The 15,948-nt window shown below is 46.5% G+C and carries 16 protein-coding genes; 8 read left to right on the forward strand and 8 right to left on the reverse strand.

The features are described 5' to 3' along the window. Positions 1-19: 19 nt before the first annotated feature. Complete coding sequence (katX, locus tag M1D69_RS01490; protein WP_458104800.1) at positions 20-1,663, reverse strand: catalase KatX; 1,644 nt, start codon at positions 1,661-1,663, stop codon at positions 20-22. Between the two features lie 127 nt (positions 1,664-1,790). On the opposite strand from katX, the gene M1D69_RS01495 reads away from it, so the two are divergent. The 7 genes from M1D69_RS01495 (at position 1,791) to licH (ending at position 8,144) form a co-directional block, all read left to right on the forward strand. Next, positions 1,791-2,381, forward strand: coding sequence for a DNA-3-methyladenine glycosylase (locus tag M1D69_RS01495; RefSeq protein WP_458104799.1), 591 nt, complete (start codon positions 1,791-1,793; stop codon positions 2,379-2,381). 28 nt (positions 2,382-2,409) lie between these two features. Beyond that, positions 2,410-2,568: a hypothetical protein gene (locus tag M1D69_RS01500; protein ID WP_044159993.1), complete on the forward strand. Its 159-nt coding sequence runs from the start codon at positions 2,410-2,412 to the stop codon at positions 2,566-2,568. A gap of 165 nt (positions 2,569-2,733) precedes the next feature. Next, positions 2,734-4,653 (forward strand): transcriptional regulator LicR, encoded by a 1,920-nt coding sequence (gene licR, locus M1D69_RS01505; RefSeq protein ID WP_458104798.1) that lies wholly within the window; start codon positions 2,734-2,736, stop codon positions 4,651-4,653. 133 nt (positions 4,654-4,786) lie between these two features. After that, positions 4,787-5,095 (forward strand): PTS lichenan transporter subunit IIB, encoded by a 309-nt coding sequence (licB, locus tag M1D69_RS01510; RefSeq protein WP_024123336.1) that lies wholly within the window; start codon positions 4,787-4,789, stop codon positions 5,093-5,095. A 15-nt stretch (positions 5,096-5,110) separates the two neighbouring features. Continuing rightward, entirely contained in the window at positions 5,111-6,469 is a 1,359-nt protein-coding gene (licC, locus tag M1D69_RS01515) for a PTS lichenan transporter subunit IIC (protein WP_458104797.1), read from the forward strand. Between the two features lie 17 nt (positions 6,470-6,486). Then, entirely contained in the window at positions 6,487-6,819 is a 333-nt protein-coding gene (gene licA, locus M1D69_RS01520) for a PTS lichenan transporter subunit IIA (protein ID WP_458104796.1), read from the forward strand. Beyond that, positions 6,816-8,144 (forward strand): 6-phospho-beta-glucosidase LicH, encoded by a 1,329-nt coding sequence (gene licH, locus M1D69_RS01525; protein WP_044159985.1) that lies wholly within the window; start codon positions 6,816-6,818, stop codon positions 8,142-8,144. The genes licA and licH overlap by 4 nt, the downstream gene beginning before the upstream one ends. Before the next feature lie 29 nt (positions 8,145-8,173). Here the strand turns inward: licH and M1D69_RS01530 are convergent, their stop codons facing one another. From M1D69_RS01530 to M1D69_RS01560, 7 genes are all read right to left on the reverse strand, one after another. Further along, the gene (locus M1D69_RS01530) at positions 8,174-9,265 is read right to left on the reverse strand and encodes a branched-chain amino acid aminotransferase (RefSeq protein ID WP_024123332.1); all 1,092 of its coding nucleotides are present in this window, start codon (positions 9,263-9,265) and stop codon (positions 8,174-8,176) included. A gap of 140 nt (positions 9,266-9,405) precedes the next feature. After that, the gene (locus M1D69_RS01535; RefSeq protein ID WP_458104795.1) at positions 9,406-10,164 is read right to left on the reverse strand and encodes an SDR family oxidoreductase; all 759 of its coding nucleotides are present in this window, start codon (positions 10,162-10,164) and stop codon (positions 9,406-9,408) included. A gap of 88 nt (positions 10,165-10,252) precedes the next feature. Continuing rightward, positions 10,253-11,431, reverse strand: coding sequence for a D-alanyl-lipoteichoic acid biosynthesis protein DltD (gene dltD, locus M1D69_RS01540; RefSeq protein ID WP_458104794.1), 1,179 nt, complete (start codon positions 11,429-11,431; stop codon positions 10,253-10,255). Continuing rightward, positions 11,431-11,667, reverse strand: coding sequence for a D-alanine--poly(phosphoribitol) ligase subunit DltC (dltC, locus tag M1D69_RS01545; protein WP_458104793.1), 237 nt, complete (start codon positions 11,665-11,667; stop codon positions 11,431-11,433). Before dltC ends, dltD begins: the two co-directional genes overlap by 1 nt. 16 nt (positions 11,668-11,683) lie before the next feature. Next, on the reverse strand, positions 11,684-12,871 hold the full coding sequence (dltB, locus tag M1D69_RS01550) for a D-alanyl-lipoteichoic acid biosynthesis protein DltB (RefSeq protein ID WP_458104792.1): 1,188 nt from the start codon (positions 12,869-12,871) through the stop codon (positions 11,684-11,686). Then, positions 12,868-14,376, reverse strand: coding sequence for a D-alanine--poly(phosphoribitol) ligase subunit DltA (dltA, locus tag M1D69_RS01555; protein ID WP_458104791.1), 1,509 nt, complete (start codon positions 14,374-14,376; stop codon positions 12,868-12,870). Before dltA ends, dltB begins: the two co-directional genes overlap by 4 nt. A 17-nt stretch (positions 14,377-14,393) precedes the next feature. Next, positions 14,394-14,543: a teichoic acid D-Ala incorporation-associated protein DltX gene (locus tag M1D69_RS01560; RefSeq protein ID WP_010332387.1), complete on the reverse strand. Its 150-nt coding sequence runs from the start codon at positions 14,541-14,543 to the stop codon at positions 14,394-14,396. 445 nt (positions 14,544-14,988) lie between these two features. Here M1D69_RS01560 and M1D69_RS01565 point away from each other — a divergent pair, with 445 nt between their 5' ends. Continuing rightward, a complete protein-coding gene (locus tag M1D69_RS01565; RefSeq protein ID WP_458104790.1) occupies positions 14,989-15,924 on the forward strand; it encodes a 1,4-dihydroxy-2-naphthoate polyprenyltransferase in 936 nt (311 codons plus the stop codon). The last annotated feature ends 24 nt before the right edge of the window (positions 15,925-15,948 follow it).

The following is a 15,948-nucleotide window of genomic DNA, read 5'->3' on the forward strand; positions in this document are numbered from 1 at the left end:
TGAAGTCCTGTTCTTGGTGTTAATACGGATCAGACGGATGGCTTTCTTGTTCAGCCTGCTCGGCGGCTTGAGCCGTTTCTGTCGTGCCGATCGGTCCGTTGCTGTTAGTTTCTGAAGCCTTTTTCAGCCCTTCCGCAACGCGTTTTCCGTAGTCCGGATCGGCTTTTGTGAAATTCTCAATCATTTGCTCCTGAATTTCTTTTCTGCAGGTTGAAAGGGTATTGACCAGATTTGTGATGAGTTCAGTGCGCTCAAGCTCAGTAAATCTCCGGTACGTTTCACCGGCTTGTCCGAAATTGTTCGTTCTGTCGATCGCTTCCCGCTTCAGGTTACCTTCGACATGCGGGGTGTGGTCTTTACCATCTTGCTTCGCTTCCTTCAGCCCGCCCATAATCGACGGTTCATAGTTGACATGCGGATTTTGACCTTCGCCGATATCCACGCGGTACTGCATTTGACCCCCTTGCTGGTTGGTCGCGACGTGTTTTTTCGGTGAGTTGATTGGCAGCTGCAGGTAGTTTGCGCCAACTCTGTACCGCTGCGTATCGGAATAGGCAAACGTCCGGCCTTGAAGCAATTTGTCATGAGAAAAATCAAGCCCGTCGACAAGGACCCCTGTACCGAATGAAGCCTGTTCTACTTCAGAATGGTAATTCTCAGGGTTTTTGTTTAGCACTAATTTGCCGATCGGCTTCCACGGGAAGTCCTCTTTATACCACAGCTTAGTCGGATCTAGCGGATCAAAGTCGAGCTCCGGATGCTCGTCATCACTCATGATTTGGGCATACACCTCCCACTCAGGATAATCGCCGTTTTCAATCGCTTCATACAAATCCTGTGTCGCGTGGTTGAAGTTTTTCCCCTGAATCTCTTCCGCTTCCTTCTGTGTCAGGTTGCGAATACCCTGTTTCGGTTCAAAATGGTATTTCACGAGAACGGCCTTGCCTTCCTCATTCACCCACTTATAGGCGTGTACGCCTGAACCCTGCATCTGCCGGTAGTTGGCGGGAATGCCCCAAGGCGAAAACAAGAATGTGATCATATGTGTCGCTTCAGGAGATTGAGAAATGAAGTCGAAAATACGTTCACCATCTTGGATATTGGTCACCGGATCAGGCTGAAACGCGTGTACAAGATCCGGGAATTTCAGCGGATCGCGAATAAAAAAGATTTTCAGGTTGTTCCCGACCAAATCCCAGTTTCCGTCTTCAGTATAAAGCTTAACGGCAAAGCCGCGCGGGTCCCGTAAGGTTTCAGGTGAATGTTTTCCGTGATTTACCGTGGAAAAACGGACAAATGCCGGCGTTTTCTTGCCTTTTTCCTGGAAAAGCTTCGCTCGTGTGTACTTCGAAATCGGCTCGTCTCCAAAACTGCCATAGGCTTCGAAATACCCATGTGCGCCTGCACCCCTGGCATGAACAACACGTTCGGGAATGCGTTCCCGGTCAAAGTGGCTGATTTTTTCGAGAAAATCGTAATTTTCCAGCGTTGTCGGCCCTCTGTTCCCGACCGTCCTCACATTTTGGTTGTCGGTGACGGGATGCCCCTGTCTGTTCGTCAAGGTATCCTCTGACTCGTTTTTCCCGGATGTCTTATGAGAAAGCGCATCCTCACTTCCTTCGACATTTGTGCCGTGATACTCTTTTTGATGATCATCTTTCATTGGTTGAGCCTCCTTTTTGAACGGTAACAATATGCCCTTAATGGAAGAATTTTAAAACTGAAGTTTTTTTTTAGCTTCTTCGGGAATGGTACAATTACCAAAACGAAAAAAGGAGAGTACGACATTCGTGACCAGAAAAAAAAATCCGCTGCCCATCGAGTTCTATCAAAAAACGGCTCTAGAACTGGCTCCTTCTCTTCTCGGCTGTCTTTTGGTAAAGGAAACGGATGAAGGGACAGCATCAGGTTTTATTGTGGAAACAGAGGCCTATATGGGAGCCGGGGACAGAGCAGCCCACAGCTTTAACAACCGCCGGACGAAGCGGACTGAGATTATGTTTGCTAAAGCTGGCCGTGTGTATACGTATGTGATGCACACCCATACATTGCTGAACGTCGTTGCCGCAGAAGAGGATGTTCCGCAAGCGGTATTAATCAGGGCAATTGAGCCTCATGAAGGCCAGCTGTTAATGGAGGAAAGAAGGCCTGGCCGGCGTCCAAGAGAATGGACAAATGGTCCCGGAAAGTTAACGAAAGCGCTTGGCGTCACGATGAATGACTACGGACGCTGGATCACGGAACAGCCGCTTTACATTGAAAGCGGGTACACACCGGAAAACATGTCAACCGGTCCGCGCATCGGCATCGACAACAGCGGAGAGGCGCGCGATTATCCGTGGCGTTTCTGGGTGACCGGAAACAGGTACGTGTCGCGTTAGCATGTTTAAGCAAAGGGGAATCAGGGGAATGGTTGAGAAAAAAGAAGGGAGAATCGGAGCTTTGAAAAAAATGATCAAAACCGTTATCAAATGGGCGCCGGTCATTTACCCGGTTGTTCGAAAAATCATGAAGGACCGCAAAGCGTCTAAACAAAAGAACATGTCCGCATCCCGAACAGCCGGCTGATCCCGGCTGTTTTTTTATGGGTCTCTTTTCCTCCTGTTCTTCCGATGTTCATTGACTTGCATTTCTCCCCATTATAGAATTTATATACATTTCGCTTTCCCTTCACCACATCCTTTCTGCCTACTTATGTAATTCCTGCATCTATCTTGATAGGAGGTTTTTCTCATGCTGCATGGGCGACTTCGTGAAATTCTGCGCTTATTGATGGCGGCTGAAGTTCCGGTGACAAGCTCGGTATTTGCCGCACATTTACATGTGACGACGCGGACGGTCCGCAATGATATAAAGGAACTCCAAGATGTGATAAGCGGCCATGGCGCTTTGGTTCAATCGGTAAGAGGCTCGGGATACAAGCTGCGCATTCATGACGAGCAGACCTTTAGAAAACTGCTGCAAGACGCATTTCAGCAGAAAAAGGGGCTGCCGGTATTTCCCGAGGAGAGGATTACATATCTCATGAAACGGCTGCTGCTGGCGGAGCATTATCTCAAGCTGGATGAGCTGGCCGAAGAACTTTTTATCTCAAAATCTACACTCCAAACCGATTTAAAGGAAGTGAAGAAACGGCTGCTTCCTTATCGCATTGTCATGGAAACACGCCCGAATTACGGCTTCAAGCTGCGCGGAGACGAGGTGCAGATGAGGTACTGTATGGCGGAGTACATTGTTGATGAAAGAGAAACAGAGATTGATGTTCTGAATGAAAAGGCTGATATTTTGCCAAAGGAAGAAATCGAGATCATCCATTCTGTGATTATGAGAAAGATTAAAAACGACCGGATTCCTCTGTCTAACCTTGGATTGAATAACCTCATCATTCATATCGCCATCGCCTGTAAGCGGATCAGAACGGAACACTATGTTTCTCTTTTCCCGGAAGATATGGATCACATTCTGCATCAAAAAGAATACCAGGCTGCTGAAGCCATTGTGAAAGAACTGGAATCAGCCCTTAGCGTCACGTTTCCGGAAAATGAAACGGCTTATATCGCCATGCATCTTCTTGGCACGAAACGAATGACACAGCCGCAGTGCGGAGAAGTCGAATTTTCAATCGATGAAGAAACTGATCGGCTGACTGCCGCCATGATCGAAGCGGTCGACCGAGAATTAAAGCTCGGCATCCTGCATGATCAAGAGCTGAAAATTGGCTTGGCACTGCATGTCAAACCCGCCGTCACCCGCAACCGGTATGGCATGAATCTGAGAAATCCGATGCTGGCAGCGATCAAAGAAAATTATCCTCTCGCCTTTGAGGCCGGAATCATCGCCGGAATCGTCATAAAAGAAAAAACGGGCATCGATATTCACGAAAATGAAGTCGGTTATTTAGCGCTGCACTTCGGCGCCGCAATTGAACGGAAGAAAACAGAAAGCCCGCCGAAGCGCTGCATCATCGTTTGTGCGTCAGGTGCGGGAAGCGCCCAGCTTCTGAGGGAAAAACTTCGCTCCCACTTCGGCAAACGGATCGATATTCTCGGCACGGCTGAATATTACAGTCTTGACCAGTTGTCTTATGAATCGATTGATTTTGTCGTCAGCACCATTCCGATCAAAAAAGAACTCCCTGTGCCTGTACTGAAGGTAAACACCATCTTAGGCGGAACCGATTTTACAAAAATAGAATCCATCCTGAATGATGAGAAAGAAAAAGCTGTCAGCTATCTCAAAAAGGATCTCGTTTTTTTCCAGAAGGATCTGCGTTCGAAAGAAGAAGTGATTCAATTTTTAGGTCAGAAAGCAGTGGACGGCGGCTATGCGAATAAGGAAATCATAGATTCTATATTTGATAGAGAAGAAATGTCGCCAACGTGCTTCGGCAACCTCGTGGCCATTCCGCACCCGCTCGTCCCGCAGACGCAAACGACATTTTGGGCCGTCTGTACGCTCAAAAAGCCGATAGACTGGGAGAATAAACGGGTTCAATTTGTTTGCCTGCTTTGTGTCGAAAAGGAAAACAAAGCGGATTTGCAAAGCATGTATAAACTGCTCGGCAGCATTTTGGATGATCCGGCAGCGGTAAGCCAGCTGTTAAAAAGCCGCACGTACCAAGAGCTCTCCGATGTGTTTGACAAAGAACGATAAACTGACAGCCTGGATATACCTTTTTTCCGTTTCCTGCGGAAAAACCTTGAGTGTTTATGAAAGCGATTTCATATTATGATGTTATCAACAGCAGGACATACAAATTCTATTAAACTCTTAGGGGGTCTTTTACATGAATATATTACTCGTTTGTGCAGCAGGCATGTCAACAAGCTTACTCGTCAGCAAGATGGAAAAAAGCGCGCAGGAACAAGGAAAAGACTATACCATTTGGGCAGTATCAGGTGATTCTGTACAAAATCATATCGATAAAGCGGATGTATTGCTCCTCGGCCCGCAAGTCCGTTACATGCTTCCTCAGCTGAAAAAACTAGGAGAATCAAAGGGTGTTCCGGTAGACGTCATTAACACAGTCCATTATGGGACGTGTAACGGAGCGGAAGTGCTGAAATCGGCTGAACAGCTTGGAAACGCGTCATAGAGAGGGGCGGGCTATGTGAATAAAGTCAATCAGTTGTTAGAAGAGAAGGTCATGCCTATAGCGGGAAGAATTGCGGGGCAGCGTCATTTGCAGGCGCTCCGTGACGGTATCATTTTAACAATGCCGCTTATTATCATCGGCTCCTTTTTCCTCATCATCGGCAACCTCCCGATTCCCGGATATGCCGATTTTATGGCAAAAACGTTCGGCAGCGCCTGGTCTGAGAAGCTCGCTTACCCGGTTGACGCCACCTTTGAAATTATGGGGCTTGTCGCCGCATTCGGCATCGCCTACAGGCTGGCGGAGAAATATGGGGTCGATGCCTTGTCGGCCGGTGCCATCTCCCTTGCGGCTTTCCTCTTAGCGACACCGTATCAAGTGCCGTTTACGCCGGATGGCTCGACGAAAGAGATGATGGTCAGCGGCGGTATTCCGCTTTCGCTGATGGGAAGTAAAGGCCTGTTTGTCGCCATGATTATCGCGATGGTGTCAACAGAGATTTACCGTCTCATTATCCAGCGCAATATGGTTTTTAAAATGCCGGATGGTGTTCCGCCGGCGGTCAGCAAGTCATTTGTCGCTTTAATCCCCGGCTTTGCCGTCATCTTCCTGATTTGGGCAGCCCGACTGATTGTTGAAGCGACGCCGTTTGAAAGCCTTCATAATATTGTAAGCGTTTTACTGGGAACGCCGCTCTCTATTCTTGGCGGAAGCCTCGGGGGCAGCCTTATCGCAGAAGCCGTCAAAATGCTTTTATGGGCCTGCGGTCTTCACGGCGCCAACATTGTCGGCGGCGTCATGGCACCGATTTGGTACGGCGCCATGGATGCCAACCGGATCGCGTTCCAAGCCGGTGAGGAGCTGCCTAAGATTTTCACCCAGCAGTTTTTCGATATCTGGGTCAATATCGGCGGAAGCGGTGCCACTCTTGCACTGGTTGTCACGATGTTCCTTCGCGCCCGAAGCAAACAAATGAAGCAGCTCGGAAAGCTTGCGGTCGGCCCGGCGGTCTTCAATATTAACGAACCAATCATTTTTGGAATGCCGATCGTCATGAACCCGATGCTCTTGATTCCGTTTATCGTCACGCCGCTTATCACACTGACACTCACATACATCGGAATGAGCACCGGACTTGTCGCCAAACCTGCGGGTATCGCAGTCCCGTGGACCATGCCGCCGATCTTTTCAGGCTACTTGGCGACAGGAGGCAAAGTATCAGGCGCAGTCATGCAAGCCATTAATATCGCCGTTTCCTTTGTTGTCTACTACCCATTCTTCAGAATGTGGGATAAACAGAAGCTGAAAGAAGAAAACGAATTAGAACTCGTTCAAACGCCTGCTGTTTCAGACGACAAAGAGGCGGCTTTGTAAAGAAAGGAGTGAGTCGCGTGAATGAGAAAATGGAGCACATTATTTTTCAAATCATTCTTCACGGAGGAAATGGAAGGAGCTCCGCAATGGAAGCGATCGCCGCCGCGAAAAACGGCGACAGCGAAGAGGCGCGGAATAAGCTTCAAGAAGCTGCGGATGAATTATCAAAAGCCCATCATTATCAGACAGAGCTGATCCAAAGTGAAGCGGGCGGAGAAAAAACAGAAATGACACTGCTGATGGTCCACGCACAGGATCATTTAATGAATGCCATGACAGTCAAGGATTTGGCGGCTGAATTCATTGATCTATATGAAAAAATCACCGTGCAAGGGGGAGCAAGCATATGACAAAAGGATTGAAAATTGTAACGATTGGCGGAGGTTCTAGCTATACACCGGAGCTTGTGGAAGGTTTAATCAAACGGTACAAAGAGCTGCCTGTACGTGAATTATGGCTCGTTGATATTCCTGAAGGCGAGGAAAAATTGAACATTGTCGGCACGCTCGCCAAGCGGATGGTTGAAAAAGCCGGTGTCCCAATCGACATTCACCTCACTTTGGACAGGAGGGAAGCGCTGAAAGATGCAGACTTTGTGACGACTCAATTCCGGGTCGGACTGCTGCAGGCGAGAGCCAAGGATGAGCGGATTCCATTAAAATATGGCGTCATCGGCCAGGAAACAAACGGCCCGGGAGGACTCTTTAAAGGATTGCGCACCATTCCGGTCATTCTAGAGATTGCGAAGGACATCGAGGAGCTTTGTCCGAACGCATGGCTCGTCAATTTCACAAATCCGGCAGGTATGGTGACGGAGGCCTTGCTTCGCTACTCCAACCTGAAGAAAGTCGTCGGTCTCTGCAATGTCCCGATCGGCATCAAAATGGGCGTAGCGAAAGCGCTCGATGTGGATGTCGACCGGGTAGAGGTTCAATTTGCCGGATTGAATCATATGGTGTTCGGAATGGACGTCTTCTTAGACGGCGTCAGCGTGAAGGATAAAGTCATTGAAGCGATGGGTGACCCGAAAAACGCAATGACAATGAAAAACATCTCCGGCGCTGAGTGGGAGCCAGAATTCTTAAAAGCACTCGATATGATCCCTTGCGGCTACCACCGCTACTATTTCAAAACAAAAGAAATGTTCGAGCACGAGCTTGAAGCATCACAAACGGAAGGCACCCGTGCTGAAGTGGTGCAAAAGGTAGAGCAAGAGCTGTTCGAGCTTTATAAAGATCCAAATTTGGCGATCAAGCCGCCGCAGCTTGAAAAACGCGGAGGTGCTTACTATAGCGATGCAGCGTGCAACCTCATCAGCTCCATTTACAATGATAAACACGACATTCAGCCGGTGAACACGGTCAATAACGGTGCGATTGCAAGCATTCCAGATGATTCCGCTGTTGAAGTAAACTGCGTGATGACGAAAAACGGCCCTAAGCCAATCGCCGTAGGCGATCTGCCAGTATCTGTCCGTGGTCTCGTCCAGCAAATCAAATCATTTGAGCGTGTCGCGGCGGAAGCGGCTGTCACAGGCGATTACCAAACAGCGTTGCTCGCCATGACGATTAACCCTCTCGTACCATCCGACACAGTGGCCAAACAGATCTTAGACGAAATGCTGGAGGCGCACAAAGCACATCTGCCGCAGTTCTTTAACAAAATTGAAGCATAAAAAACCGGCCCGTTTGGGCCGGTTTTTGTTTATTTGCTTTCAGTGAGCGTTGCGACTTCAGTCGTCCATCCAAATTCATCAGGAACTGTACCCTTTTGAATGCCTGTGATCGTGTCATACAGCTTTTTAGAGATTTCTCCCGTTTCACCGTTGTTGATCATCAGTGTTTCGTCATTCCAGATCAGTTCGCCGACTGGAGAAATAACAGCAGCCGTACCCGTTCCGAAGGCTTCTTCAAGAACGCCGTCTTTATGGGCTTGGATGACTTCATCAACGGCAATTCTTCGTTCTGATACCGGAAGCCCCCAATGCTTAAGCAAAGTAATGACGGAATTGCGTGTGATGCCTTCCAGAATGCTGCCGTTCAGCATCGGTGTCACAATTTCACCGTTGATTTTAAAGAAGATGTTCATGCTGCCGACTTCTTCGATGTATTTTTTCTCAATGCCGTCCAGCCAGAGAACCTGAGAAAACCCTTTCTCTTCTGCTACCTGCTGCGCTTTTAAGCTTGAAGCGTAGTTTCCTGCGGTTTTTGCATCTCCCGTTCCGCCTTTTACCGCACGGACAAATTCACTTTCCACAGCAATTTTGACAGGCTTAATGCCTTCTTTGTAATATGAGCCGACCGGAGAAAGGATGATAAAGAGCTTATACGTATGAGATGCCGCGACACCAAGGAAAGGTTCGGTTGCGATAATGAATGGACGGATGTAAAGGGACGTGCCCTCCGCATTCGGAATCCAGTCTTTATCAATAGCGATCAGCTGTTTTAAACCCTCAAGAACCTGTTCTTCATCAATTTGCGGAATACAGATGCGGTCATTTGATTTATTCAGGCGCTCCATATTTTTTTCCGGTCTGAAAAGCAGAACATGGTCATCCTCTGTGACGTAAGCCTTTAAGCCTTCAAACACCGTTTGGCCATAGTGATAGACCATTGCGGCCGGGTCCATTGAAACGGCTTGGTAAGGAATGATTCTCGGATCGTACCAGCCTTTATCAGATGCGTAGTCCATTACAAACATGTGGTCTGTAAACACTCTTCCGAAAGAAAGCTGATTTGGATCTGGTTTCGGTTTTTTGGCTGATGTTAATTCAACTCGAATCGTTTGTTTAGTCATGGTCAATCTCCCTGTTGTTAAATTGTTTATATTATCAAACTTATTTGAAAATATTTTATATTCTATTGTATACCTTCACCAAATAATCGCAATAGGTTTGCTCAAATTTGTAAAAAATTTATAAGAAAAAGCAGGAGAAATTAATTCTCCTGCGCATTCATTTGTTCAAATACTCTGTCGTAATCGGCACGAACCGCATTCCGCAGACCTTCGACACGTTCATTTGTAATCTCTTGTTTGCCTTCTTTTAAGCCGTCTAAGAAATATTGAACATATTCTTCAGGTGTCATACCGCGGTACGTCAGACCTTGCTTATCGCGTGATTTTTGATTTAATTCCGTGTCAACCATAGGCGGCGCCATCTCGATCACTTCAACGCTTGTATCGCGAAGCTGGTGTCTGAGCGTGAGTGAGAAGGAGTGGAGCGCCGCTTTTGTTGCACAGTACACCGGATAAACAGCTAACGGATTAAACGCGAGCCCGGACGTTACCTGAACAATTGCCGCTTCCGGCTGATTCATTAAGTGAGGCGTAAAAAGAGCTGATAAATGGACAGGCGCTTGAAAATTCAGCTCAATTTCATCCCCGTCCACAAAGAGCTCCTCAGTCCCTTTTTTAAAGTCGATTTCCTTTTGAATGCCCGCATTGTTAACGAGAACGTTCAGCTTTGGAAATTCCTTCTGGACCCATTCAAACAATGCCTCACGCTCCGTACGGTCTGCGACATCGCATTGTTTTGTATGGAGGGCTGGGAGCTGTTTTTTCGCTTCTTCAAGACGCGTTTCGCTGCGTCCGCAAATGATCACTTCATTCCCGAGCTCAAGCAGCCGTTTGGCCAGTTCAAGCCCGATGCCTGCTGAACCGCCTGTGATCAAAACCGTATTGTCTGTTATCTTCATTGATGTAACACCTCTTATCAAGCTGGCTGTGATTTCTTTACTATTTCAAATCTTAGCAGGAAATATGCAGCCGCGTCCTAATAGATGCTCACGATGAAGTAACCTTTCCGGTCTTATAGAATTCATCAATTGCCTTATCCACATATACCCAGCCTTTCCAGCCGATGTGGATGGTATCTTTCATAAAATAAGGGTCATATTCATGACCTGAAAAATCAACGACTTGGAAGCCCTTCGCTTTAATCTGTTTATTGACCTTTTCATAATAGTCAGTGCGCCCTTTTTTCGGGAAGCCTGTGTAGTCATACCATTTTCCGTTAACAGGGATGGTGACAAACATAGGCTCTGCGCCCGCGTCTTTCAGGATATTAAGCATCAGCTCAAAATCGCTGTATTCCGGTGACTTCGCATACGATCTGCCTTTGTTTTTCCCTTTCAGCTTAGGCACTTTCGGCTTCAGCTTTTTATAAACAGGATTGTCGATGTAAAAATCGTTAGACCCGGAGTGGCGTTTGCCTGATTCATCGGCCAGTTTATTTAATTCAGACCATGACTTATCCTTCACGGATTGTGAGATATAACGCTTTGGTCCCGTGGTTTCCGTCGTTGAATAATAAAGGTCTTTCTTTTCTAGCATCTTATAATATACTTTTGCCGCCGGCTTCAGCGCGTTCACTTTCCATGTCTGGCCATTCACCATCGCCTTATAAAGCTCGGAAAGTACAGCATCGTTTTGAACAGCTTTGAAGCGCAGCATACGCTTCATCATTTTCTTTTTCACATCAGGATCGATCTGTTCGTTAAAAGCCAAATCCAGCCCTTGAAGCGCGGAATAGTTCGGCGCAAAATGCTGTTCATCAGACCCGCGCTTAATAAACCATTGCGGAGACACGATGAATACGATTTTTTTGCCCTTCAGCTGATCCATATGGGCAGCGAAGTTTAAGGAATGAATCAATGACTGGGACCCGCCTTTGCCGACAAGGTATGGCGTGAACCCCTCATTGTTTACCTGAAAATAATTAGATGGGTGGAACTCGTCCAGCCGAGAAAGCTCAGAAGACCCGTAAATCGGAAGATATGCCGGATCTTTGAGCATTTGATCTTGTAAATATAGCCCTTGAAACATACTCGGGTTCAAGGCGGTTGCTGACTCTTTCACCTGCTTATCAGTGATGAAGCCTGTCAGCCATGAAGATGGAATTGCGATGGCGCCTGCGAATAGAATAAACGCCAAAATAATTGGACCGAAAAAACGCTTTTTCATTATTTCAACTCAGACAGCTGATTTACAATGTTGTTAGGCGTGTTCCAAACATCCCGATCAAACTCAGTGATCGGCACTAAAATATCAAAACGGTTTTCAATCGCAAGCAGCAATTCTACTGTTCCAAAAGAATCAAGCAAACCTTCTTCAAAAATGTCAATATCAGGGTTTTCCTTTACGATGTCATCCTGGCAAACCTCTGCTAAAACGTCTAATACCTCTTGTTTAAAATCCATAGTTTTCTAATCTCCTTTAATGATGGTGATGAAATAGCTTTCCTGAGAAAATATAAAACCCAAAGCAAACAAAATGGAACGTGATCACAATAGCGAGAATCGTTGTCCAGCGGTTGGACGGGAGCCATTTATATTTCTTATTCCACTTCTCGAAAAAGTTGTAACACGTCATCAGCACGGCGTGATAGAGGCCGTAGATGATATATTGCGGCGCAAGGCCGTGCCAAACCCCCATCAGCATAAACAGCAGGAAATACCCGATGTTTGAGACGGCCATACGGTTTTTGATCCACTTTTTCTTTGTCATCCAAAATACAAATCTCATAAATACATAGTCTCTGAACCAAAATGACAGAGACATATGCCAGCGGTTCCAGAAATCTTTAATATTTTTGCTGATAAACGGTTTATTAAAGTTTTCCGGTGATTTAATGCCCATAATATAGCTGACCCCGACGGCAAACATCGTGTAGCCGGCGAAATCAAAGAATAAATACATGCTGTAGCCGTACATGTACAGCAGGTTCCCAAGAATCTTATTGTGCGTGATCGCGGGAAGATTCATGATGAAGTACGTATTGATTGCATAGCCGATAATAAACTTGTACAGGAAACCGATAAAGATCTTATGAATCCCTGTATACAATAGGTCGGCGTATTCTTCTTTCGTCCAAGCTTTCTGTTCATCCTTGACGAATCGGCGGTATCTGTCGATCGGACCGGAGGAAATCGTCGGGAAAAACAGGATGAAATACAGCAGGCGGTGCAGCGGCAGCTGTTCTTTCAGCAGGCCGTCTCTCGCTTCCATAATCAGCTGAACGCCTTTAAAGGTTAAATACGAAATCCCTAAAAAGCTGATCAGGTTATGCGGCAGATGATGCGGCTGCGGATGAGAAAGAAACGGCCATATTTTCGACAAGAATAAAGGCAGAATAGACGCGATAACAGCTGAGCAAAAGACAAATCCGCTGTTCGCTTTCTGCCGGTACGCCAGGTAGCCGCTGATCAGGAGCACCTGCCATATGGTAAACAGACACAGGGCGATGACGCCGTGTAAGTCATGCGAGAAAATCAGAGCCAATATAAGAATGGATATAAACATGTTGTATGCCTGGAATCTTTTTCCGTTCAAGCCGAGAATGATGGTCGGCAGAAGAAGAATGCCAAGCAATATAAAGAATAAAAACGAGCTGTAAGGCGTCATACAAGAACCTCTTCGCGGATGCGTTTCCGGTCAATTTTGCCGTTAGCCGTCATTTGAATGTGATCCTGAAAAATGAACTTTCTCGGAATCATATAAGCCGGCAGGAAAGCGGCAAGCTCTTTTTTAATCGCACTCGTCAGGTGGAACTCCTTCTGGAATTCGTGCTCTTCAGGCACAATTGCAGCTATCAGATATTCAACTGTTCCGTTTGGCTGATACGGAATCACAACAGCTGAGCGCACGTACTGAGACTGTCTCACATGAAACTCAATTTCCTCCAGCTCCATCCGGTAACCGTGAAGTTTAATCTGGAAATCCAAGCGGCCTTGGCAGAAAATCTGACCATCTTGTATATAACCAGCATCGCCAGTTCGGTATGCCCATTGGCCTTCATAAGAGAAGAACGCTTTATCTGTCAGCTCAGGCTCACCGAGATAGCCGCGGCTTACACTAGGGCCTGCAATAACGATTTCGCCTTTTTCTCCATCCGGGAGCTGGTTCCCCTGTTCATCCATAATCAAAATGTTCATATCCGGTTTAGCGAAGCCGACTGGCAGAGATTCGTGCCGGCTGATGATGTCACTTGTAATTTCAACGGACGTAACAGCGACTGTCGCCTCAGTCGGACCGTATGTATTAAAGATTTTCGCTTTCGGGAAACGCTCAAACAGCGCTTCGGCTACAGAAACCGGGAGAACCTCACCGCAAAACATAAATGTGTCCGCCTCAGGAAGCAGATCTTGTGAAAATCCAGGATCCATCAGGCACATTTGCACAAAGGATGGCGTCGATGTCCATATATTCAGCCCGGACTTTTTGAGCTCTTCGAATAAGATCTTCGGCTTATTCACGGCGTCCTTCGTTACGCAGTGTAAAGTACCGCCTGACTGAAGGCACGGATAAAGATCCATGACGGATAAATCAAATGAAAACGGCGCTTGGTTTAAAAACGTTTTGCCTCCGTTGATCGGGAAGTCCGCGCAAATCCAGTCTGTGAAGCTTTGAAGGTTTGTGGCAGAAATCTGCACGCCTTTCGGATTGCCCGTGCTTCCGGAAGTGTAAATGATATAAAACGTTTCGTGTCCCGCCACCCATTGATCACGGCTGACAGTGCCTTCGTTTTCCAGCAGTTCTTCCGCTGATACTGTCTGAATCAGCCCGCTGTCAATATCAACAGGAAGCCCAGATACGTGAATCAGCAATTCGGCGCCCGAGCTTTCAATGATTTTCGCAATCCGCTCGGACGGAATGGACAAGTCAACCGGGATATAAGGATGTCCCGCCTTGACGCTTCCTAAAAAGGAGACAATCATGTGCGGTTCCATATGTCCGTACACCAGAACAGGAGAACCCTTTTCTCCAGAAACGCGTTTTTTAATCGCGGCAGCCGCACGGTCAGACAGCGCCCAAAGTTCCTGATATGTGAGCGACTGGCCTTGAGAGCGGAAGGCTTCGGTTTGCGGATAAGTTTCCGCATGTGTTTGAATAGCATCTAAAAGTTTCATTGTTATTCTCTCTCCAATTAGAAATCGTTATAAATATAAGAACCGGTATTCGCGGTGTGAAAACCATACATAAAAAACAAAACAAGCAGTATCAACAAATAAAAGCCTGTATGACATGTCCACTTGACAGCGGGTTTTTCATACAGCTGTTTCATCAATTGCAGCATATTCAAATTCCCTTCCCGTTTTTTCGACAATTACATGAGTATATGACGAGCGGATGCGCAAAAAGTTTCATATTTTCCCTAATATCCCTCAAATTTATATATCGGCTTCTGTCTTCAGAAGTGAATTTTTATCTCTGAAAGAGGATGAATGAAGTTTCTCTGACTGATTCATTATAAAGGAAAGAATAAATGTAATGAAGAGAACTTTTTAACTTTTAAAAAGCGTAAATGATTTTTAAAAAATTTTCCGCTCCTGTTTGTAAAGGCGCAGGCAGAACTCTAATGAAATCAGGGCAGAAAGCGTATAATAAGAAGGAAAACGCCCGCTTAAGGTATCTTGTGAAATGGTGGAGAAGTCATTATGATAGATAAGGAAGCAAAACGCAAGTTTCATCAAGTGGACGGCTGAAAAAAAGTAAGCCTTTTAATAGAAAGGAAGAGGAAGATGAACCAAACAAATAAGGGTGAGGGTCAGACAGCGCCGGAAAAAGAAAGTATGGGGCAGATCCTGTGGCAATTAACGCGTCCGCATACATTAACGGCGTCGTTTGTTCCTGTGCTTCTCGGAACCGTTTTGGCGATGTTTTATGTGAAGGTTGATCTGCTGCTGTTTCTGGCTATGCTGTTTTCTTGCTTATGGATCCAGATCGCGACGAACTTATTCAATGAATACTACGATTTTAAACGCGGGTTAGATACAGCTGAATCTGTCGGAATCGGCGGCGCAATTGTCAGACATGGTATGAAGCCCAAAACGATTCTGCAATTAGCGCTCGCTTCATACGGCATTGCCATTTTACTCGGTGTTTATATTTGTATGAGCAGCAGCTGGTGGCTGGCTGCCATCGGCCTCGTCGGAATGGCGATCGGCTACCTGTATACAGGCGGGCCTCTGCCGATTGCATATACACCGTTCGGTGAGTTATTCTCAGGCATTTGCATGGGTTCGGTGTTTGTGCTGATTTCATTTTTTATTCAGACAGATAAGATCAACATGCAAAGCATTTTGATTTCGATTCCGATTGCGATTCTTGTCGGCGCGATCAACCTGTCGAACAATATTCGCGATATCGAAGAGGATAAAAAAGGCGGACGCAAAACATTGGCGATCCTGATGGGGCATAAAGGAGCCGTCACTCTCTTAGCTGCATCGTTTGCTGTCGCTTATATTTGGGTTGTCGGCTTGGTTATTACCGGTGCCGCAAGCCCATGGCTGTTTGTCGTCTTTTTGAGCGTGCCTAAGCCGGTTCAGGCGGTGAAGGGCTTTGTCCAAAAAGAATTGCCGATGAATATGATTGTCGCAATGAAATCAACAGCCCAAACGAATACATTTTTCGGATTCCTGCTGTCAATTGGATTATTGATCAGCTATTTCCGGTAAGAAAGAAGACCGCTTTTTCGTGCG

This window comes from Bacillus sp. PK3-037, from assembly GCF_054161355.1.